Annotated in this window: 21 protein-coding genes; 7 read left to right on the top strand and 14 right to left on the bottom strand. The window is 45.3% G+C overall.

What is annotated here, in order from left to right; translation table 11 throughout:
* Positions 1-19 precede the first annotated feature (19 nt).
* From MTF70_RS14270 to MTF70_RS14255, 4 genes are read left to right on the top strand one after another with little or no spacing between them, the layout of a single operon-like run.
* Complete coding sequence (locus MTF70_RS14270; RefSeq protein WP_005372905.1) at positions 20-1,831, top strand: penicillin-binding protein activator; 1,812 nt, start codon at positions 20-22, stop codon at positions 1,829-1,831.
* The gene (locus MTF70_RS14265) at positions 1,818-2,186 is read left to right on the top strand and encodes a YraN family protein (protein ID WP_005372903.1); all 369 of its coding nucleotides are present in this window, start codon (positions 1,818-1,820) and stop codon (positions 2,184-2,186) included. Before MTF70_RS14270 ends, MTF70_RS14265 begins: the two co-directional genes overlap by 14 nt.
* 3 nt (positions 2,187-2,189) lie before the next feature.
* A complete protein-coding gene (locus MTF70_RS14260) occupies positions 2,190-2,780 on the top strand; it encodes a phosphoheptose isomerase (protein ID WP_005372901.1) in 591 nt (196 codons plus the stop codon).
* Between the two features lie 21 nt (positions 2,781-2,801).
* Positions 2,802-3,470 (top strand): BON domain-containing protein, encoded by a 669-nt coding sequence (locus tag MTF70_RS14255; RefSeq protein WP_025768401.1) that lies wholly within the window; start codon positions 2,802-2,804, stop codon positions 3,468-3,470.
* Between the two features lie 71 nt (positions 3,471-3,541).
* Here the strand turns inward: MTF70_RS14255 and sspB are convergent, their stop codons facing one another.
* From sspB to zapE, 8 genes are all read right to left on the bottom strand, one after another.
* Positions 3,542-4,027, bottom strand: coding sequence for a ClpXP protease specificity-enhancing factor (gene sspB, locus MTF70_RS14250; RefSeq protein ID WP_005387408.1), 486 nt, complete (start codon positions 4,025-4,027; stop codon positions 3,542-3,544).
* Between the two features lie 17 nt (positions 4,028-4,044).
* Positions 4,045-4,680, bottom strand: a complete 636-nt coding sequence (gene sspA, locus MTF70_RS14245; protein WP_005372897.1) for a stringent starvation protein SspA — start codon at positions 4,678-4,680, stop codon at positions 4,045-4,047.
* A 96-nt stretch (positions 4,681-4,776) separates the two neighbouring features.
* A complete protein-coding gene (locus MTF70_RS14240; protein WP_005372881.1) occupies positions 4,777-5,514 on the bottom strand; it encodes a cytochrome c1 in 738 nt (245 codons plus the stop codon).
* Entirely contained in the window at positions 5,511-6,776 is a 1,266-nt protein-coding gene (locus tag MTF70_RS14235; RefSeq protein ID WP_005372880.1) for a cytochrome bc complex cytochrome b subunit, read from the bottom strand. The genes MTF70_RS14240 and MTF70_RS14235 overlap by 4 nt, the downstream gene beginning before the upstream one ends.
* A complete protein-coding gene (petA, locus tag MTF70_RS14230; RefSeq protein WP_005372877.1) occupies positions 6,776-7,366 on the bottom strand; it encodes a ubiquinol-cytochrome c reductase iron-sulfur subunit in 591 nt (196 codons plus the stop codon). Before petA ends, MTF70_RS14235 begins: the two co-directional genes overlap by 1 nt.
* Positions 7,367-8,060: 694 nt before the next feature.
* Positions 8,061-8,453: a 30S ribosomal protein S9 gene (rpsI, locus tag MTF70_RS14225; RefSeq protein WP_005372876.1), complete on the bottom strand. Its 393-nt coding sequence runs from the start codon at positions 8,451-8,453 to the stop codon at positions 8,061-8,063.
* 15 nt (positions 8,454-8,468) lie between these two features.
* Entirely contained in the window at positions 8,469-8,897 is a 429-nt protein-coding gene (rplM, locus tag MTF70_RS14220; RefSeq protein WP_005372872.1) for a 50S ribosomal protein L13, read from the bottom strand.
* A 251-nt stretch (positions 8,898-9,148) separates the two neighbouring features.
* Positions 9,149-10,252 carry a cell division protein ZapE gene (gene zapE / locus MTF70_RS14215; protein WP_005387411.1) on the bottom strand — a complete coding sequence of 368 codons (1,104 nt, stop codon included), beginning with the start codon at positions 10,250-10,252 and terminating at the stop codon, positions 9,149-9,151.
* A gap of 195 nt (positions 10,253-10,447) precedes the next feature.
* On the opposite strand from zapE, the gene zapG reads away from it, so the two are divergent.
* The 3 genes from zapG to degS all read left to right on the top strand — a co-directional run bounded on the left by zapG (position 10,448) and on the right by degS (position 13,714).
* Positions 10,448-10,891 (top strand): Z-ring associated protein ZapG, encoded by a 444-nt coding sequence (gene zapG, locus MTF70_RS14210; protein WP_005379861.1) that lies wholly within the window; start codon positions 10,448-10,450, stop codon positions 10,889-10,891.
* A 200-nt stretch (positions 10,892-11,091) separates the two neighbouring features.
* A complete protein-coding gene (locus tag MTF70_RS14205) occupies positions 11,092-12,459 on the top strand; it encodes a Do family serine endopeptidase (protein WP_025768400.1) in 1,368 nt (455 codons plus the stop codon).
* A gap of 190 nt (positions 12,460-12,649) precedes the next feature.
* Positions 12,650-13,714, top strand: a complete 1,065-nt coding sequence (gene degS / locus MTF70_RS14200; protein WP_017633606.1) for an outer membrane-stress sensor serine endopeptidase DegS — start codon at positions 12,650-12,652, stop codon at positions 13,712-13,714.
* 37 nt (positions 13,715-13,751) lie between these two features.
* Here degS and parC read toward each other — a convergent pair whose 3' ends face one another.
* The 6 genes from parC to nudF form a co-directional block, all read right to left on the bottom strand.
* Complete coding sequence (gene parC, locus MTF70_RS14195) at positions 13,752-16,037, bottom strand: DNA topoisomerase IV subunit A (protein WP_025768399.1); 2,286 nt, start codon at positions 16,035-16,037, stop codon at positions 13,752-13,754.
* A gap of 3 nt (positions 16,038-16,040) precedes the next feature.
* A complete protein-coding gene (parE, locus tag MTF70_RS14190) occupies positions 16,041-17,921 on the bottom strand; it encodes a DNA topoisomerase IV subunit B (RefSeq protein ID WP_005387417.1) in 1,881 nt (626 codons plus the stop codon).
* Between the two features lie 249 nt (positions 17,922-18,170).
* Positions 18,171-18,755, bottom strand: coding sequence for an esterase YqiA (gene yqiA / locus MTF70_RS14185; RefSeq protein ID WP_017820245.1), 585 nt, complete (start codon positions 18,753-18,755; stop codon positions 18,171-18,173).
* Positions 18,756-18,802: 47 nt separating this feature from the next.
* On the bottom strand, positions 18,803-19,609 hold the full coding sequence (gene cpdA, locus MTF70_RS14180) for a 3',5'-cyclic-AMP phosphodiesterase (RefSeq protein ID WP_025768398.1): 807 nt from the start codon (positions 19,607-19,609) through the stop codon (positions 18,803-18,805).
* A 61-nt stretch (positions 19,610-19,670) separates the two neighbouring features.
* Positions 19,671-20,114 carry a DUF1249 family protein gene (locus MTF70_RS14175; protein WP_017633603.1) on the bottom strand — a complete coding sequence of 148 codons (444 nt, stop codon included), beginning with the start codon at positions 20,112-20,114 and terminating at the stop codon, positions 19,671-19,673.
* The gene (gene nudF, locus MTF70_RS14170; protein ID WP_025768397.1) at positions 20,114-20,764 is read right to left on the bottom strand and encodes an ADP-ribose diphosphatase; all 651 of its coding nucleotides are present in this window, start codon (positions 20,762-20,764) and stop codon (positions 20,114-20,116) included. The genes MTF70_RS14175 and nudF overlap by 1 nt, the downstream gene beginning before the upstream one ends.
* Positions 20,765-20,852: the final 88 nt, after the last annotated feature.

The following is a 20,852-nucleotide window of genomic DNA, read 5'->3' as shown; positions in this document are numbered from 1 at the left end:
TTATAGAGAACTCACGGCAATGATTAACCATAAGAGACTCAGTGTACCACGCATACTTACTCCTGTTGCACTAGCAATTACGCTCGCCGCCTGTTCTTCAGGTCCAAGACAGCCTGATGGCGTTGATGTAACACTTGAGCCTACTCAGTCTGTTCAGAACTATATGATCCAAGCTGATAGCACGGAAGGCAGTTTACAAAATGACTGGTTGATCATGGCAACCAAAGCCGCGATTCAAGCAAACCAGTTTGATCAAGCAGAAATGTTGATCAAGCGCCTAGCTCGTCAACAGTTAACCGAAGTTCAGCAAGCAGAGTGGCAACTAGCGCGTGCGACCATACAGCAAAAACAGGGTAATTACTCTCAATTGCTGCAATTGTTGAATTTTAAACCTTGGTGGAAGTTGCCAAATGAGCAATGGAAAGACTACTACTTGATGCGTGCCGACGCTTATCAAGGTCTTAACCAAGCGTTTGAGGCAAACCGCCAACTGGTTGCATTTGGCCAATATGCATCGTCCGCGGAGCAGAGAGAGATTTCTAGCCGTATTTGGATGAACTTTGGCAGCTACTCCGAGTACGAACTGACCTCATTAGAAACAGAGCCAAATGAAGATGTTTTGGATGGTTGGCTACAACTCGCTATTTATGCGAAAACGCTGTCGGGCAACTTATCCCAACTAAAAAATACCCTCGAACGCTGGTTAAACGAGAACCCATCGCATCCAGCCGCTATCTACACACCAGAAGAGATTCAAAACATTCTCTCTCTAGACATAGTTAAACCAAACAACACCGCTTTGTTACTGCCGCTTACTGGTAAATTCTCGCCACAAGCGCAATTAATTCGTGATGGTTTTGTGTTTGCGATGATGAATGATCGTAACCGTGATCCAAGCGCTACCCTCACGGTAATAGACACTAATGCGTATAACGCCGACCAAATTAAACAACGTTTGATCAATGAAAACATCGATTTTGTTGTTGGTCCTCTAGAAAAAGAGAACGTTGAGCTATTGCACACAACCATGGATGGCTCAGAAAATGGTCCTACGATTCCAGCCCTTGCGCTAAATATTCCCGAAGATGTGCAACCAGATAGCAATATTTGCTACTTGGCATTATCACCAGAACAAGAAGCCGCACAGGCAGCGAAACACTTGTTCAGCGAAGGCTATAACTTCCCTCTGATTCTGGCACCAAAGGGCAGCTTTGGTGAGCGCGTAACTGAAGCATTCAACAAAGAATGGCGCAAGTACAGCTCTAATAAAGTCGCAGCAAGTTATTTTGGCGACAAGCGCCAACTTCAAAAAGACATCAATGAAGTATTTGGCCTACAAGAAAGCAAACAACGTATTGCTCAGATGCAATCACTAATGCGTATCAAGCTTGAAACACAGCCACGTAGCCGTCGTGATGTCGATGCGGTTTATATTGTTGCTAGAAGCACGGAACTGACTTTGATCAAGCCGTTTATTGAGGTAGCGATTAACCCAGACGCCAAAGCGCCACAAATTTTCTCTAGCTCGCGTAGCAACAGTGGCGGCGCGACTTACGAAGATCTAACAGGCATCATCTACAGCGATATCCCATTACTGATTGACCCAGACCCTAGCGTGACCGCTGAAATGAACGAGCTGTGGTCAGAGCAATCTAACATGGAAAAACGTTTGAAAGCACTGGGTATGGATGCGTATAAATTGATTGGGGAGCTGCCACAAATGAAGGTCGTTCCGGGCTACTCAGTTGGCGGCCAAACCGGTATTTTAAGTATCGACAATAATTGTGTTGTACAGCGTGAGCTAAGCTGGGCTGAGCGTGGGGCTCTTTAGCAAGCGCCAAATCGGAAATCAATATGAAGCTCTGGCGAAGCAATATTTACAACGCCAGGGCTTAAACTTTATTGAACAAAATTTTCTGACTAAGGTCGGTGAGATTGATTTAATCTTCCAACAAGGTGAAACTATTGTGTTTGTTGAAGTCAAATACCGTAAGAACAATCACTTTGGCTCGGCAGCAGAAATGGTGACGCACGCTAAAATGCGCAAGCTAGTCAAAACAGCACAAGTTTGGCTTAGCCAACAAAAGCGCTTAAAACACAATATCGATTATCGATTTGATGTCATCGCCATTCATGATAATGGGCGAGATATCAACTGGATAGAAAACGCAATCTCTGAAGGATAAGCGATGCTAGACAGCATTAAAGACAGCTTTACAGAAAGTATTCAAATTCAAATCGCAGCAGCAGAGGCGCTGCCTGATGCCATTACTCATGCAGCTCAAGCGATGGTGTCGAGCCTGCTTAATGGCAATAAAATTTTATGTTGTGGTAATGGCGGCAGTGCTTCAAACGCTCAACAATTTGTTTCTTGTCTTTTAAACCGTTTTGAAACTGAGCGCCCTAGCCTACCAGCAATGGCCTTAACCGCCGATAATACCACCCTAACCGCAGTGGCCAACGATTACCACTACCAGGAAATCTTCTCAAAACAGGTACGAGCGTTTGGTCAACCAGGCGACATTTTGCTTGCCATGTCGACTAGCGGTAACAGTAAAAATATTATCAAAGCGATGGAAGCAGCCGTAACTCGAGACATGACGATTATCGCGCTAACAGGAAAAGATGGCGGAGAGATGGCAGGACTGCTCGGTGAGAACGACGTCGAAATTCGTATTCCATCACACCGCACTGCACGTATTCACGAAGTACATATGGTAACACTCCATTGCCTTTGTGATCTTATTGACCAAGTGCTTTTCCCTGCTCACGAAGAGTAACCAAGACTGAGAGTCAGAATTATGATACGTAGCCTTGTTATCTTATTAACAGCATTGAGTTTAAGTGGTTGCGCAGGTTTGTTTATCGCAGGTGCAGCAACCACAGCGAATATTGTCACGGACACACGCACGACAAAACAAATCTGGCAGGACAATAACATCGAATTCGAAGTTGCGGCGATCGGCAATAAAGCACCGTTTAAAGGTGAAGTTCGTGTCGTTGCCAGTTCATATAATGGGACTGTAGTCCTTATGGGACAAGCTCCGACACAAGACCTTATCCTTGCTTTAGAGCGAAGGGCTCGAGAAGTTAGTGGTGTAAAAGTCATACACAATCAAATCAAACAAAAAGAGCCACTCACTGTTACCCAGATTAGCAATGACAGCTGGATCACAACCAAAGTAAAGTCAGCTTTGCTTACTGATTCTGAGCTTAATGGTGTTAAGGTTAAAGTGATCACCGAAGATGGCGACGTTTTTCTGTTTGGTTATGTCACGCCAGAGCAAGGCGATCGAGCGACAGAAATCGCACGTAATATCTCAGGCGTAAAACAAGTCATTAAAGGGTTCCAATACGGCGAAATGGAGCCTGTTGAAGTGGACTTACCGAGTGACGGTGTACAAACAATAGAAAGTGAGGCAAGCACAGAAAATGAAGAGAACGTCGAAGTCTTTACGATTAGTGAGTAATTTCCAAAGTCTGGCTTGAAATCATCTTCAACAAGTTAAAAAGAAAAAAGCAGCGTAACGCTGCTTTTTTATTATTTAATCACTCTTAAGCTTGGTTTGCCTTTTGGTCGAGGAGCATCGTCCTCTTCGGCATCTGAATCAGAAACTAACTCAGAAGGCTCATCGCTAACCGTTGTGAACGATGGGGATGATTCTTCCTCGGTCATCGCTTCTTCTTCGATGTGAGTGTACGCTTCTTCTGGTTCAAACATAGTACCAGCACCATTCTCACGTGCATAAATAGCTTGAACAGCATACACAGGCACGATCACTGAGTGCGGACGACCGCTAAAGCGAGCATGGAAGGTAATCGCATCATTACCTAACTCAAGATTACCCACTGCACGTGGCGCAATATTCAAAATAATTTGACCATCTTGAATAAATTCAACCGGGACACGCACCCCTGGCATTGTTGCATCCACAACCAAGTGAGGAGTCAAGTCATTGTCTACTAACCAGTCGTAAAATGCGCGAAGCATATACGGGCGGCGAGCAGTCATTTTTGCAATATCCATAACGTGTTTTAAATCGCTTAGCGAACTAGGCGCATTTCACGTTCAGCTTCAGTCAAAGAAGCAAGGAACGAATCACGTTCAAATACGCGGTTCATGTATACCTTGATTTCTTTTGAACCAGGGCCAACAAGATCGATACCAAGTTGAGGCAAACGCCACAATAGTGGAGCTAGGTAACAATCGATCAAGCTGAATTCTTCGCTCATGAAGTACTCATATTCAGCAAAAATTGGCGCTAACGTCAGAAGATCATTACGCAGCTTTGTGCGTGCTTTTTCTGATTCTTCCGCATTACCTTTCATCACTTTTTCAGCGAGTGAATACCAGTTGCGTTCGATACGGTACATCATCAAGCGGCTGTTGCCACGAGCAACAGGGTAAACCGGCATTAGAGGTGGATGAGGGAAACGCTCGTCCAAGTACTCCATGATGATTTTTGAATCGTAAAGAGCTAGCTCACGGTCAACAAGAGTTGGCACTGATTTATATGGGTTTAGCTCAACAAGCTCAGCAGGAAGGTTTGCTTCGTCAACAAGCTCAACTTCAACACTTACGCCTTTTTCAGCTAGTACAATGCGAACCTGATGGCTATACAAATCTGATGCACTTGAGAAAAGAGTCATCACAGAACGTTTATTGGCAGCTACAGCCATGGAGCCCTCCAGTACACTTACAAATAAAAACAATGGAGGCTAAGCCTCCATTGTACATCAATTAAAATTGGGAATTAGCACGGTATTTTAGCACAATTAATGCACATCGCGCCAATACTCTTTCTTGAGCATCACAACAACGATGGTTAGAAGCACTAAGAAGCCCATTACCCACCAGCCTAAAGCATGACGCTCAAGCTGCACTGGGTCACCTGAATAAACTAAGAAGTTAACGAGATCGCCAACCGCTTTGTCATATTCGCCTTCACTCAGCTCACCCGTGCCATCGGTTTCAGTACCAACAACAACTTGTACTTCTTCGCCATCTACGATTTTCGTATCGTAAATCGGCGTCGGGATGCCCTGTAGCTCTTCAAGTACATGCGGCATACCAACACTCGGGAATACGATGTTGTTCACGCCGAATGGACGAGATGGATCAACATAGAAAGAGCGTAAGTAAGTGTATAACCAATCAGCACCACGAACTCGTGCAACCAACGTAAGATCTGGTGGTGGAGCACCAAACCAGTTTGCCGCTTGCTTCGGTGGCATAGCATTGACCATTAGATCACCGATTTTCGCTTCAGGATTGAAAATCAGGTTTTCTTTCATTAAGTCTGTTGGAATTTCCAAGTCTGTTGCTACACGCTCGTAACGTTGGTATTGCGTAGAGTGACAAGCAAAACAGTAGTTCATGAACAACTTCGCGCCGTTTTGTAGCGAAGCTTTATCCGTAAGGTCAACATTCGCTTTATCCAGCGGAACATTGGCCCCAGCTGCCATCGCTAGTGATGGCAACATAGCAAATAGAATTACAATCCACTTCTTCATTTGAATGTCACCCTCTCTGGTAATGGTTTGGTTGCTTCATTTTTGCTGTAGAAGAACAGCAACACAAAGAACATGAAGTAACACAAGCTAAAGATCTGAGATAGTAGTGTGTACGTTGGTGTAGCAGGTAACGCACCTAAAATACCCAGAGCGATAAAGGCGATAGTGAACTGTACAATATTCAATAAATGAAGTTTGCTACGGTAACGGTATGAACGAACTTTACAACGATCCAACCAAGGTAGAACAAACAGCACTGCAATTGACGCGCCCATTAGGATAACACCTAATAGTTTGTCTGGAACCGCGCGTAAGATTGCGTAGAACGGCGTGAAGTACCATACCGGAGCAATATGCTCTGGTGTCTTCAGTGGGTTTGCAGCTTCAAAGTTAGGCGGCTCAAGGAAGTACCCACCCATCTCTGGGTTAAAGAACAGCACGTAACAGAAGAAGAACAAGAAACCAGCGACACCGACCAAGTCCTTAACCGTGCCGTACGGATGGAAAGGAATCGAATCAATGATGTCATATTTCTTCGTGTAGTAATCGTGGAACTTGAATTGCGTTTTGTAATCGTCGCCCATTGAGCCTTTTGGCAGCTTAGTTTCGATACCATCCGGGTTGTTTGAGCCTACTTCGTGCAGCGCCAATACGTGCAGAACAACAAGAAGAAGCAAAACGATAGGCAGTGCAATAACGTGTAGTGCGAAGAAACGGTTTAGCGTTGCACCAGAGATGATGTAGTCACCACGAATCCAAAGTGTTAGGTCATCACCGATAACAGGAATAGCACCAAACAGGGAAATGATTACCTGCGCACCCCAGTATGACATCTGACCCCATGGAAGTAGGTAACCCATGAACGCTTCAGCCATGAGAACTAGGAAGATCAACATACCGAAGATCCACAACAGTTCACGAGGTTTTTGGTATGAACCGTAGATCAAACCACGGAACATGTGAAGATACACAACAACGAAAAACGCTGACGCGCCAGTGGAATGCATGTAACGCAGAAGCCAACCGTACTCTACATCACGCATAATGTATTCGATAGACGCAAATGCACCGTCACCTGAAGGAACATAGTTCATCGTTAGCCAAATACCCGTTAGGATTTGGTTAACAAGAACCAGCATCGCCAGAGAACCGAAAAGGTACCAAAAGTTGAAGTTCTTAGGCATTGGGTATTCAGACAAATGCTTTTTATAAGCATTCATTGCAGGAATACGCTTTTCAACCCAATCTAACATTGCTTGCATTATGCATCTCCCTCATCAACACCCACAATGAGCTTGGTATCGCTCAAATACATGTGCTTAGGAACGACAAGGTTCAACGGAGCAGGTACTCCTTGGAACACTCGACCAGCCATGTCGAACTTAGAACCATGACAAGGACAGAAGAAGCCAGATCTTACGCCCTGCACCTGCTCTGAGAAAGAGTCAGGTAGATAGGTTGGTGAACAACCTAAGTGGGTACAGAAACCAACTGCGACGAAAAACTCTTCCTTAATCGAACGAAACTCATTCTGAGCGTACTCAGGCTGCTGCTCCATTTCAGATTGTGGATCGCGAAGCTTATCACCGATCGATTTTAAGTTATCCAGAACGCTTTGAGTGCGGCGAACAATCCATACAGGTTTTCCCTGCCACTCAACACGAACCAGCTGACCTGGTTCAATTTTACTTATATCCACTTCAACCGGTGCGCCCGCCGCTTTGGCTTTAGCACTCGGATTCCATGATTTGATAAAAGGCACGGCGACGGCGACTGCCCCTAACCCACCAACAACTGCCGTTGTAGCGGTTAGAAAACGCCTGCGACCGTTATTTAAAGGCGCGTTGCTCATCCAAACATTCTCCCATTTGCTCCCTTTGGATCGTTATTATTCCGCTTATAAGAGCATGGCTAACAAATAATGAATTTAGTTCTATTTATTGGAGGGAAATGATAAAGAAAACCCTACTTTTTGACAAGATAAAGCTACCTTTTTGTAACATTTGTGAGGCAAATCGCTCGCGTCGTCACAAAAGCGGCAGAATTATAAAAAATTGATGTGATTTGTAACAAGAAAGCACCACATAGAAGCCCCGCTGAAAGCGGATAAAACCTTTTATCTTGGTAGTTTTCAGTTAATTACACAGAGAAATATTTCGTATTACGCGTTCAGCTTACTGTGTTTATATTTTCAATTTTGTAGCACGCAGAATGCTCAAAAAGGAACGTAAGTCATTTTAAAACATGTTACAGGAAGAATAAGATACAAAGACATTCTTGTTGATGAATACATCTATGCTGCATCGCAAGAGAAAGCGTGGTGAGTCGCGGTTAAATAAGGCACACATATAAAACGGCACTGGCAACCTTTCGACGAAGAGGACGAATAAGAAGGTCTGCTCGGAGTGTGATGATAAGTGAAGGCTGTTCGTTGCTTGAAGACAAGTATGATGTCTTTAAATACAAAAAAGCCCGGCATAGAGCCGAGCTTTTGGTACACAGTTTCCAGAGTAACTCTGAAAAGCATAATTCCCGATAAGAGGAAATTAACGCTTAGAGAACTGTGGACGACGACGTGCTTTACGTAGACCAACTTTCTTACGTTCAACGCAACGAGCGTCACGAGTAACGTAGCCAGCTGCGCGTAGAGCAGGACGTAGAGACTCATCGTATTCCATAAGCGCGCGAGTGATACCGTGACGGATAGCACCAGCTTGACCAGAAATACCGCCGCCTTTAACTGTTACGTAAAGGTCTAGCTTTTCAGTTAGTTCAACTAGCTCTAGAGGTTGTTGTACAACCATACGTGCTGTTGGACGACCGAAGTATTCGTCAAGGTTACGCTTGTTTACTACAATGTTACCGCTGCCTGGTTTAATGAAAACACGTGCAGCTGAGCTTTTGCGACGGCCAGTGCCGTAGTATTGATTCTCTGCCATTTTCGAAATCCCCAATTAGATGTCTAGTACTTGTGGTTGTTGAGCAACATGGTTGTGCTCAGCGCCCGCGTAAACTTTTAGCTTACGGTACATAGCACGGCCTAGAGGACCACGTGGAAGCATGCCTTTAACTGCAAGCTCAAGAGCCATCTCAGGTTTACGATCGATCAACTTTTCAAAAGTGATAGATTTTAGACCACCTGGGAATTCAGAGTGACGGTAGTACACTTTGTTCTTAGCTTTGTTACCAGTTACAGCAACTTTCTCAGCGTTGATAACGATGATGTAATCACCAGTGTCAACGTGAGGAGTGTATTCAGCTTTATGTTTGCCACGTAGGCGAGATGCAATTTCACTTGCTAGACGGCCAAGAGTTTTACCTTCAGCGTCTACAACGTACCAGTCGCGTTTTACAGTTTCTGGTTTAGCAACGAAAGTTTTCATGCTAACAATAACCCGTTAATTAAATTTTAAACTTTAAAGGAACACCCAATAGTGCTCCCACACTGTCTAAGAGCCCAGTCATCACCCCTTCGAGTCGTTGGTACTCTCGACCTTCAATTTCGAAATAACTTCGATAATCAGGTCTGCAGTAACGGTGGGTCGCAGGATTATAGAGAAGAGCGAAGAAAAAATCACCTTTTTTTGCGCCAAATCACTAATTTTTTCTTCACTTTTTTAAGAACCCATTGGATCTAGGCCAAATGTTCACGCGCGAGATACTCATGACTTTGCATCTCAGTAAGCCGAGACAAACAGCGCTTAAATTCGAACTCTAACTGCCCATCAGTATATAAGTCGGCCATTGGCACTTCAGCAGAAATAATCAACTTAACATTGCGCTCGTAAAACTCATCGACCAGCGCGATAAAGCGTCTCGCCGCATCATCGATTTTTCGGTTCATTTGTTGAACATCTGCCAGTAATACCGTGTGGTAAATACGAGACAATTCAATGTAGTCATTTTGACTGCGAGCAGTTTGACACAACTGAGCAAACGACGCATGCAGCACCCCGTCGCTTGCTTCAATCACCGCTAGTTGACGGTGGTTAACTTCGATTTGATGAGCAACAAACTGACGCTCTCCAGTCAGCTGCTGATAATATTTGTTAAGGTTTATGCTAGCCTGCTCATCAAGCGGGTAATGGTATATTTCAGCCTGTTCTAACGTTCTTAAGCGATAATCAACGCCACTATCGACATTCAACACTTCACAACGCGCCAAAATCATATCGATCGCGGGCAAAAAGCGCGCTCTTTGCAAACCGTTACGATATAAGTTCTGCGGCTCAATGTTTGAAGTCGCGACTAGGATCATCTGCCGCTTGAACATTTCTTGAAGTAGCGTTGCAAGGATCATCGCATCAGTAATGTCGGAAACAAAAAATTCATCAAAGCAAACCACATCGGCTTCTTCTTTAAATTTATCCGCCACTTTTGATAGCGGATTTTCGACATCACCTAACAGCTTCAACTCATCATGTACTCGATACATAAATCGATGGAAGTGGACGCGCATTTTTCTTTGGGTCGGTAAAGCATCAAAAAATGCATCCATAAGGTAGGTTTTACCGCGACCTACGCCCCCCCAAAAGTAAAGGCCTTTTGGTGGTTCAGGCTTGTCGATTTTTTTCCCCATTAGCTTTTGCCATTTGGAAAGCTGAGGCACAGGCGCTGACTGAAATTCAACGATAGCATGGTAAAGCTTGTCTAATGCAACGACCGCTTGATACTGAGCTTCATCACGCTGAAACCCGTGTTCTGCTATGTCTTTTTGATATTGTTGTAGTGGTGTCATCGTATTAAGTCGTATAGAGGTATAGAGAAAAGGGTTACCTCGGGGTCAACTTTGAGAATAGAGAGAAGTAGTTATCAGTCCCCGAAGACATACTGCTATTTTTCTTTATCGGCTGTTCAAGCCATAGTAACATGGACGAGCACCGCGTGTAACTAAGTAGTAAAAGACTTGTTAAAACAACTATAAGGAGCAGTTATGCCTTGGATTTATGCCATTGTGGGTTTGCTGGTCGGTACAATCGTAGGCGTAGTCATTAGTAGACTAACCACCCCTGAATACAAAAAACAAAAGTCTGTGCAGAAAGAACTTGAAGCGGCCAAGTTTGAATTAGAGCAACAACGTCAAGAGCTCGTCGATCACTTTGCACAAACCGCAGAAATGTTGGACACCCTAGGTAAAGATTACACCAAGCTATACCAACATATGGCCAAGACCTCTTCTGAGCTTTTGCCAAACTTACCAGAACAAGACAACCCGTTTGATAAGAAAACGGCAATGTCGTCTGAAACCATTGCAGAAGATCAACCAGAGTTTAACGAACAACCAAAAGACTACGCTAATGGCGCCACCGGTCTTTTGAAGGATCAAGAGAAAGAAATCATTAATGCTCCCGAAGCGGTAACCGCAAAAGCATCATAATCCTCTCTTACTTCTATCTAGGGCCGATACATTTGTATCGGCCCTTTTTTGAACTTTTTCACCTCACCTTCGCTCTAACTTGGGTGTGCACTGCCTCCCCTTTTGATTGTCCGAACTAGACCCTATATTAGTTATTAACAAAGTGAACTAACCGTTCGGATATTTCTTTTTGGCAGACATGTTTCAAGAGGAGTTATTGGATGAAAAAACCACTGCTTGCGCTCACCGTTCTATCTCTGAGTTTGGGTTCGATTATTGCCCCAGTTCAAGCCACTGCCGCATTACCTTTGAATGTGGATGGCCAACAGTTACCTAGCTTGGCACCAATGCTTGAGAAGGTGACCCCAGCTGTTGTGAGTATTGCTGTAGAAGGTAAACAAGTACAAACCAGCCGCATTCCCGAGCAATTTCAATTTTTCTTTGGCCCAGACTTTCCTATGGAACAAAGGCGAGAGCGCCCGTTCAGAGGTTTAGGGTCTGGTGTCATTATTGATGCGAAGAAAGGCCATATTGTCACTAACTACCACGTGATCAAGGGGGCAGATGAGATTCGAGTTCGCCTCTTTGACGGGCGCGAGTATGACGCTACGCTCGTTGGCGGTGATGAAATGGCCGATGTTGCGTTACTTAAATTAGAGAAAGCGAAAAACTTAACGCAGATTAAAGTCGCGGATTCCGACAAACTGCGTGTCGGTGACTTTACGGTTGCGATTGGTAACCCATTTGGACTCGGTCAAACTGTGACTTCGGGTATTGTTTCAGCCCTTGGTCGTAGTGGCTTAAACGTTGAAAACTTCGAAAACTTCATCCAAACCGATGCCGCAATTAACAGCGGTAACTCTGGTGGTGCATTGGTCAACCTTAATGGTGAGCTGATCGGTATTAATACTGCGATTTTAGGCCCTAACGGCGGTAATGTGGGTATTGGCTTTGCGATTCCATCAAACATGATGAAAAACCTCACTGATCAAATTCTAGAGTTTGGTGAAGTCAAACGCGGCATGTTGGGTGTGCAAGGTGGCGAAGTAACCTCTGAGCTAGCTGATGCATTGGGTTACGAGTCAAGTAAAGGGGCCTTTATTGGTCAAGTCGTACCGGACAGCGCAGCCGATAAAGCAGGGTTAAAAGCCGGTGACGTAATTGTATCGGTGAACGGCAAAGCGATTAATACTTTCTCAGAGCTCCGCGCAAAAGTGGCAACACTGGGCGCAGGTAAAGAAATCACATTAGGTGTGGTTCGAGATGGTAAGAATAAAACCTTTGATGTAACGCTTGGCGAATCTACGAATATGAAAGCTAAAGCGGAGACATTACATGAGGGACTCAAAGGTGCGGAGTTAAGCAATACAACACCAAGTGATGTAATCCAAGGTGTTAAAGTATCGAGCGTTGCAGATAACTCTCCAGCGGCTCAATATCAATTACAACAAGGTGACATTATTATCGGTGTGAACCGTCAACGAGTGAAAAACCTTGCCGAGCTTCGTACAATCGTAGAGAAACACAAAGGTGTACTGGCTCTTAATATTCAACGTGGTGAACGTACTATTTATCTTGTCATTCGTTAACCACTTTCAACGTGATAGGAAATAAGGTTTTCGATGCATAGTACTGAGCGATAAGGCTCGATCACTTTTCCTTATCGCTCAATAACTAATGAAAAGGGCAGCGCGATGACGTACTGCCCTTTTGTTATTTTTCAATGTAATGCTATTCTTCATCTTCGATGCCATTTTGGCGCTCACGCATGGAGAGGATATGCTCAGCTTTTTATTACGTTCTGTCTTTTTAGGCTTGGCTACTGCCGCAGTGGTATTACTGGCGGTTCCATCTTTGCGCAACAACGTAATTCCTGCCGCGCTTGATCCTCAACCTGTTAATATCGCATCAGTCGAGTTGACGTTTAATCAAGCGGTCCGAAGAGCAGCGCCTGCAGTGGTAAACATCTACAGCCGTAAGTATGTTGAGAATGATCGCAGTAAACTCTCGACTCAAGGTCTGGGGTCAGGTGTCATTGTTAGTGAGAAAGGCTACATCATTACTAACTATCATGTGGTTGCTCAAGCTGATCAAATTGTTGTGGCATTACAAGACGGCAGAGCCGCAGCGGCTCAGCTCGTAGGGACAGATAAACGTACTGATATAGCCGTGCTGCGTGTCGAAGGTTCGAATTTGCCCGTAATCCCTCTGAACTCTAATTACAAACCACAAGTGGGCGATGTAGTACTAGCCATCGGTAACCCATACAACCTTGGACAAACCACAACGTTCGGCATTATTTCTGCCACAGGTCGTTCATCTATTAGCGATGGTCGTCAAGCATTCATTCAAACCGATGCCGCCATCAATGAAGGTAACTCTGGTGGAGCCCTAGTGAACACACAAGGCGAGCTCGTCGGCATTAACACCGCCTCTTTTCAGCAAGCGACAGACTTAGAAACTTACGGTATTTCTTTTGCGATCCCTGCGCCGCTAGCCAGTAAGATCATGCAGAAAATCATCGCTGATGGCCGCGTGATTCGTGGTTATATTGGAATCGACGGCCAAGACATTAATGCGGTCACTGCTCGCCTGCTTGGAAATGAACACATAGGTGGTATTGTCGTACTTGGTATTGATCCAAATGGTCCAGCCAATGCGGCAGGCTTCCAAAAGCAGGACATCATTATCAGTATTGATGGCAATAAAGTGCAAGGGCGTCAGAGCGTTATGGATATCGTCACCGATTTACGTCCTGGCACCACCGTGGACGTCGGTATCATTCGCAAAGGAAAAGAGATGACCTTGAAAGTCACCATTGCCGAAGACAAGCAAGAAGCATAAAAAATCCCAGCCATTGGCTGGGATTTTTATTTGTGCGTTACTCGCTATCGCTCGGTGTTTCCGTCGTATCGGAATCATCCAGCTCAACTTCAATGCGAGTGACTCGCTGCAAACCTCTCGGTAATAACCCACCTCGGCGACCACGTTCGCCACGGAAGTTATCAAGGTCAGACGGTTTAAGACCCAACTTTCGCTTACCCGCGTACAGCGTTAACGATGCACCTTTTGGTAAAGACATTAAGTGAGATAGTACTTCTTCTCGCTCTTTTGCTTTAGCAGCAGGAATGTTGATGATCTTATTCCCTTTACCTTTCGCCAGTTGTGGCAAGTCTTTGATTGGGAACAGCAGCATGCGACCTTGGTTAGTGATTGCTAAGATTTCATCAGAGTCTAAATCTTCAATCTCTTTTGGCGTCATGATCTCAGAGTTGGCAGGTAAAGTGACGAGCGCTTTACCACTGCGGTTTTTAGACAGCAAGTCCGCGCCTTTACATACAAAGCCGTAACCTGCATCTGAGCCCACCAGCCACAGCTGCTCTTCTTCACTCATGATGACTTGGCGAATACTGCTACCAGCCGTAATATTCAAGCGACCGGTAATCGGCTCACCTTGACTACGAGCAGAAGGCAGTGAGTGCGATTCCAGAGAGTAACTTCGACCGTCACTACCTAGGAATACCGCAGGCTGATTACTCTTACCTCGAGCATGCGCTAAATACTTATCACCCGACTTATAGTTTAAGCCTTCGGCATCCACGTCATGGCCTTTCGCGTGACGAATCCAACCTTTCTCAGAAAGCACAACCGTGATTGGCTCACTTGGTACGAGGTCACGTTCAGTCAGCGCTTTTGCTTCTGCACGCTCAACCATTGGAGAGCGACGGCCATCACCGTATTTCTCTGCGTCTGCTTTGATTTCTTTTTTCAGTAGTGTGTTCAGACGACGCTCAGAACCGAGTAGCTGTTCTAGCTTCTCACGCTCTTTCTCTAGCTCGTCTTGCTCACCACGGATCTTCATCTCTTCTAGTTTTGCTAGATGACGAAGTTTGGTATCTAAAATTGCATCCGCTTGGATATCGGTAATACCAAAGCGTTCCATCAGCACCGCTTTTGGATCGTCTTCAGTACGGATGATCTCAATCACTTCATCTAGGTTGAGGTAAGCAACCAACAAACCTTCCAAGATGTGTAGACGAGCCATGACTTTGTCTAGGCGGTGTTGTAGACGACGACGCACAGTCGTACGACGGAACTCGATCCACTCAGACAGAATTTGCACCAGACCTTTAACTTGAGGACGGTTATCCAAACCAATCATGTTCAAGTTAACGCGGTAACTGCGCTCAAGATCCGTTGATGCGAACAAGTGGTTCATCAACAAATCACAATCGACGCGGTTTGACTTAGGCACCACAACGATACGCGTTGGGTTCTCGTGATCCGATTCGTCACGAAGATCGTCAACCATTGGCAGCTTCTTCGCACGCATCTGGTTAGCGATTTGCTCAAGCAGTTTGGCACCCGATACTTGGTGAGGCAAAGAAGTGATAACAATATCAGAACCTTCTTTATGCCAAACCGCGCGCATTTTGATGCTGCCACGACCGTTGCGGTAAATCTTCTCGATATCCGCTTGCGGCGAGATAATTTCTGCTTCTGTTGGGTAATCTGGACCTTTGACATACTGCATCACGTCCGGCAGTTCTGCTTTCGGGTTGTCGATCAAATGAATAGTCGCATCTGCGATTTCACGAACGTTGTGCGGTGGGATGTCTGTTGCCATACCAACGGCAATGCCGGTTACACCGTTAAGCAGGATGTGAGGCAGACGTGCTGGCAACATTTGTGGCTCTTTCATTGTGCCATCAAAGTTAGGTTGCCATTCAACCGTGCCCTGACCAAGTTCGCCAAGCAATACTTCAGCAAACTTAGACAGTTTTGCTTCGGTATAACGCATTGCCGCAAATGATTTCGGATCATCTGGCGCACCCCAGTTACCTTGACCATCCACTAATGGATAGCGGTAAGAGAATGGCTGAGCCATCAATACCATCGCTTCGTAACACGCTGAATCACCGTGCGGATGGTATTTACCTAGCACGTCACCAACGGTACGTGCAGATTTTTTGTATTTTGCTGATGCAGAGAGACCAAGCTCTGACATCGCATAAATGATGCGTCGTTGAACCGGCTTTAAGCCATCACCAATGTATGGCAAGGCGCGGTCCATGATTACGTACATCGAGTAGTTCAGATAAGCGTCTTCAGTGAACTTGCGCATTGGCAATTGTTCGACGCCATCGTAGGTAATTTCTGTAGACATCCGTTACACCTCTGCCAAGTCGCCGTTGTTTTGTAGCCAAGAACGACGGTCATCTGCACGCTTTTTACCTAGCAGCATGTCCATCATTTCCATGGTCGCCGTAGAGTCGTCAATGGTTAACTGCACTAAGCGACGCGTGTTCGGATCCATGGTGGTTTCACGCAACTGAAGTGGGTTCATCTCACCCAGACCTTTGAATCGTTGCACGTTGATTTTGGCTTTCTTCTTCGACAAGCGCTCTAAAATGCCATCTTTTTCATCATCATCGAGGGCGTAGAACACTTCTTTCCCGCAGTCGATTCGGTACAGAGGCGGCATCGCCACATAGATATGACCCGCTTCCACTAGTGCGCGGAAGTGACGAGTAAATAGAGCACAAAGCAGCGTTGCGATGTGAAGACCATCCGAGTCCGCATCGGCAAGGATACAGATCTTACCGTAACGAAGACTCTCGAGGTTGTCGCTATCTGGGTCAATACCCAAAGCAACAGAAATATCGTGTACTTCTTGAGACGCAAGAACTTGATCGGCAGAGACTTCCCACGTGTTCAAGATCTTACCACGCAGTGGCATCACGGCTTGGAATTCACGGTCACGTGCCTGTTTTGCCGAGCCACCCGCAGAGTCACCCTCCACAAAGAAGATTTCAGTGCGACTTAAGTCCTGTGCTGAACAGTCGGTCAACTTACCTGGCAGTGCTGGGCCGGACGCCACTTTCTTACGTACGACTTTTTTCGCTGCACGCATACGACGGTGTGCGTTAGCGATACAGACTTCTGCCAATTGCTCTGCGAGCTGAGGCTTTTCGTTCAACCAAAGACTGAACGCATCTTTGACAACGCCAGAGACAAATGCCGCGGTTTGACGAGAAGACAGACGTTCTTTGGTCTGGCCTGCAAATTGCGGGTCTTGAATCTTAACCGACAGCACGTAAGAACAGCGGTCGAAAACGTCATCACCCGTTAGCTTCACACCACGAGGTAATAGATTACGGAACTCACAGAATTCGCGCATCGCTTCCAACAAGCCTTGGCGTAAACCATTAACGTGCGTACCACCTTGAGCGGTTGGGATTAGGTTAACGTAGCTTTCGGTGATCATCTCACCGCCTTCTGGCTGCCAAATTACCGCCCAGTTTGCCGCTTCAGTATCCGCCAAGAACTCACCAGTAAATGGTTCTTCAGGAATAACTGGATAGCCTTTTACACCTTCCGCAAGATAGTCTTTCAAACCATCTTCGTAGTACCACTTATAGTCTTTGCCATTAACTTTGTCGGTTAATGTGATTTCTAAGCCCGGACACAAAACCGCTTTTGCGCGCAGGTTGTTGACTAGGCGCGTCACAGAGAAGTTAGCCGAATCGAAGTACTTCGCATCAGGCCAGAAATGTACGCTGGTACCGCGATTGCGACGACCACATGTGCCAGTTACGGTCAGATCAGACACTTTCTCGCCGTGTTCAAATGCAATTTCATACACTTGACCATCACGACGAACTGTTACTTCAACGCGTTTTGACAACGCGTTTACTACAGATATACCTACCCCGTGCAAACCACCAGAGAATTGGTAGTTTTTGTTAGAGAACTTACCACCCGCATGTAGCTTACATAGAATTAGCTCTACGCCTGATACTTTCTCTTCTGGGTGGATATCAACAGGCATGCCTCGACCATCATCGATCACTTCGAGTGATTGGTCAGCATGTAGGATGACTTGTACTTTTGAGGCATGTCCGGCTAGCGCTTCATCGACACTGTTGTCGATAACTTCTTGGCCCAAATGGTTTGGGCGCGCTGTATCCGTATACATCCCTGGTCGGCGACGTACTGGCTCTAAGCCATTCAGTACTTCAATGGCACCAGCATTATATTGTTCAGTCATAATACGGAATTATTCTCAAAGTTTACTTGTTGCCTGAGTATCACCAATGGGCGTACCCATACTCAGGAAACGAAAAAGCCACCCTGTTCACATCACTAAGAGTTTGTAAACATGATGCATAACAAAGTAGCCAGGGTCCTCGACCCTTAAGATCTTTTGGCAAAACATAGTCGGAAAGCATACCGCCCATGTCAAGAAACGGTTGGATATATCAATAAAAACTATGAGCCTTTTCCAATCGCTTTCGAATTACAGTTCTAGAAATTCGATAATCTGTGCAGGATAACGCTCAAAGCCTACAAAACTGTGATCACCGCCTTGTTCTACTGTTTGCTTAGCGTCTGCAAACTTATCTACCGCTTGTCGATAGTCTAAAACCTCATCTTCTGTTTGTTGCAATAACCAAAAAGAATGTGGCGACGCGATGCTTTGTACATCAAGAGCTTTTAACTCGTCAATATGACAAGCTTCAAGTGTATAGGTTTCATGCGTATATGGGTTAGTTTGCTTACCCAAATAATCTACTAGCAACTCATAAGGCTTGACTGCGGGGTTGACCACTACCGCTTTAAACCCAAACTTGTCATTTAGCCACGTTGACATAAAACCGCCTAATGAGCTGCCCACTAGACCAATTTTATAGTCGTCTTTATATTGCTCGATAATATCCAACAACATTTTCGCCGCTTGCTGAGGATAACAAGGTAACTGGGGAACAATCACCTTAATATCAGGCCTATGTTGCTCGCAGTAGGCTCTCATCACATTCGCTTTCATGGAGAGTGGAGAGCTATTAAAGCCATGGATATAGAGAAGAAGTGAAGGTTTACTCATAGATATCTCGCACAAAAAAGCGAGCCCGAACAGAGAGCTCGGGCGCGTTAGTAGCCGTTAGAAGAGAAGTCTGGTTGGAACTGGCCATCGGGAAGCCGACCTACTTGGGTCGTAATATCGCCACAAGCGTGTAGTTGCAGCTCCCGCCAACCAGGCGAAGTGGTATCAAGGGCAAAATCATCCGAGTTAGGCTTAAACTGAACACAAGTTGAGGGTGTTGCCATCACTCGAATGCCCTTGTGAAGCACATTCATATCTTGATGAACATGACCACAGAGAATGCCTTTCACGTTATTAAAACGCTCGACAACCTGCCAAAACGCTTCGGCATCTTTTAAAGTATGTTGATCAAGCCACGCGCTTCCCACCAGTAACGGGTGATGATGCAACAAAACAAGTGTGTGTCTTTCTGGGTGTTCGGCTAGCTTTTCTTCGAGTAGCGTTAATTGCTGATCACTCAAGCGCCCATGAGGAACGCCAACCACTTGCGAGTCTAAAAGAATTAACTGCCAATGCTCGCCAATCAATACATGCTCTGCGGCTTTGATTTGTGGCGAAGGCAAAACACTGCCCATATTAGGCTTGTAATCATGATTACCAGGTAGCCAAAAACAGTCTTTCTCTAGCGGTTCAATGCCGTTGGCAAAGCGCTGATAAGATTCTGCACTATGGTCTTGGGAAATATCCCCCGTCGCCAAGATGTAATCAAACGCCACGTTGCGGCGTAAAACATCAGCAACAACAGCATTGAAGCTATCGACTGTTTTTACGCTTAGCAAACTTCCCTCATCGGCAGCAAACAGATGAGTATCCGTAATTTGTAAAAGTTTGATGCTGTCACTAGATGATTGCAAAATGAAAACCTGATTCGTCCACTATATCGTTATTTGTTATTTTCCTTTAGTGACGTGACGATCAATTGAAGGCAAGTGGTGTTCTACTGATACCACTTCGTAAACAAAACGTCAGCCATTCACCGAGGAATGTGTTTAATTGATGCTTTTCATCTTTCTGCATCAGTTGGTCATTGGGATAATCATACTTAGCTTTTATGCGAGAGAACTCTCCGCTTGAGCATACTTCGGCTACTCTCGCATCATGATAAAGCCTGACAGACATCGTCGGTAAAGGAAACACTGGCGTTTCATCACTCTGACATATCTCAACAACTGTGGTGTATTTTGTGATTTCATTCACGGTCAATTGGTAAACCATGTTCGCCGCTTGGTAGCAACGTACATCCCCAACTTCGGCAGAAGCAGGCAATAAGGCGTTCAACTTAGCGTAGTTGGTCTCATACGTTCTCATAAGACCAGCTAAATCAACATGATATTGTTGTTTTTCAGCCAATTGTGCCATTACTCACTCTCCACCGTTTGGGATTGTCCCCATTCTGACTTTAACTCTTGATGGTGTAATTGCAGCCATTGCAACGCAATAATCGACGCACCATTTTCAAATTTCCCGTCCTTCACCCATTGATACGCCGTTTCACGACTCATGACATGAACTCGGATATCTTCATTCTCATAGTCTAAACCATGAATGCCGTGCGCTTTAGACGCATCCACTTCACCAACAAAGACGTCTAGCTTTTCCGAGCAACCACCAGCCGAAGGATAATAAGAAGTGACAGGTATAACGCGCCCCACCTGAATCCCCGCTTCTTCGACAGCCTCTCGACGAATTACGGCTTCAGCTGATTCATCGCGGTCAATCATACCGGCGACAATTTCTAGCTGCCAAGGGTGTTCATGTTCCAACGCGCCAATACGAATCTGTTCAATGATTACGACCTGGTCCGTCTTTGGATCATAAGGAAGCATCGCTGCTGCGTGACCACGCTCGAACATTTCTCGTTCGACAACTCCACTCCAACCACCAGCAAATAGCCTATGCTGAAAGCGGTATTTCACCATTTTGAAAAAACCTTCAAATAAGGTTTCTTTCGAGATGACTTTTACATCTCGCGAAGTAAAATCTTGTTGTTGTTTGTCACGCTGTTGCATTCAACACCTCTCTGAGTGAATCCTGTAGTTTACTCATTGTTATTCGCTTGCTCAAAGGACTTGGCTCAACTTTTTGTATAATAGTTAC

Source organism: Vibrio sp. 2CM40D, assembly GCF_023161825.1.
Lineage (GTDB): Bacteria > Pseudomonadota > Gammaproteobacteria > Enterobacterales > Vibrionaceae > Vibrio > Vibrio alginolyticus.
The sequence above is the reverse complement of the archived record's forward strand: the minus strand, read 5'-3'. Positions and strand labels throughout refer to the sequence as shown.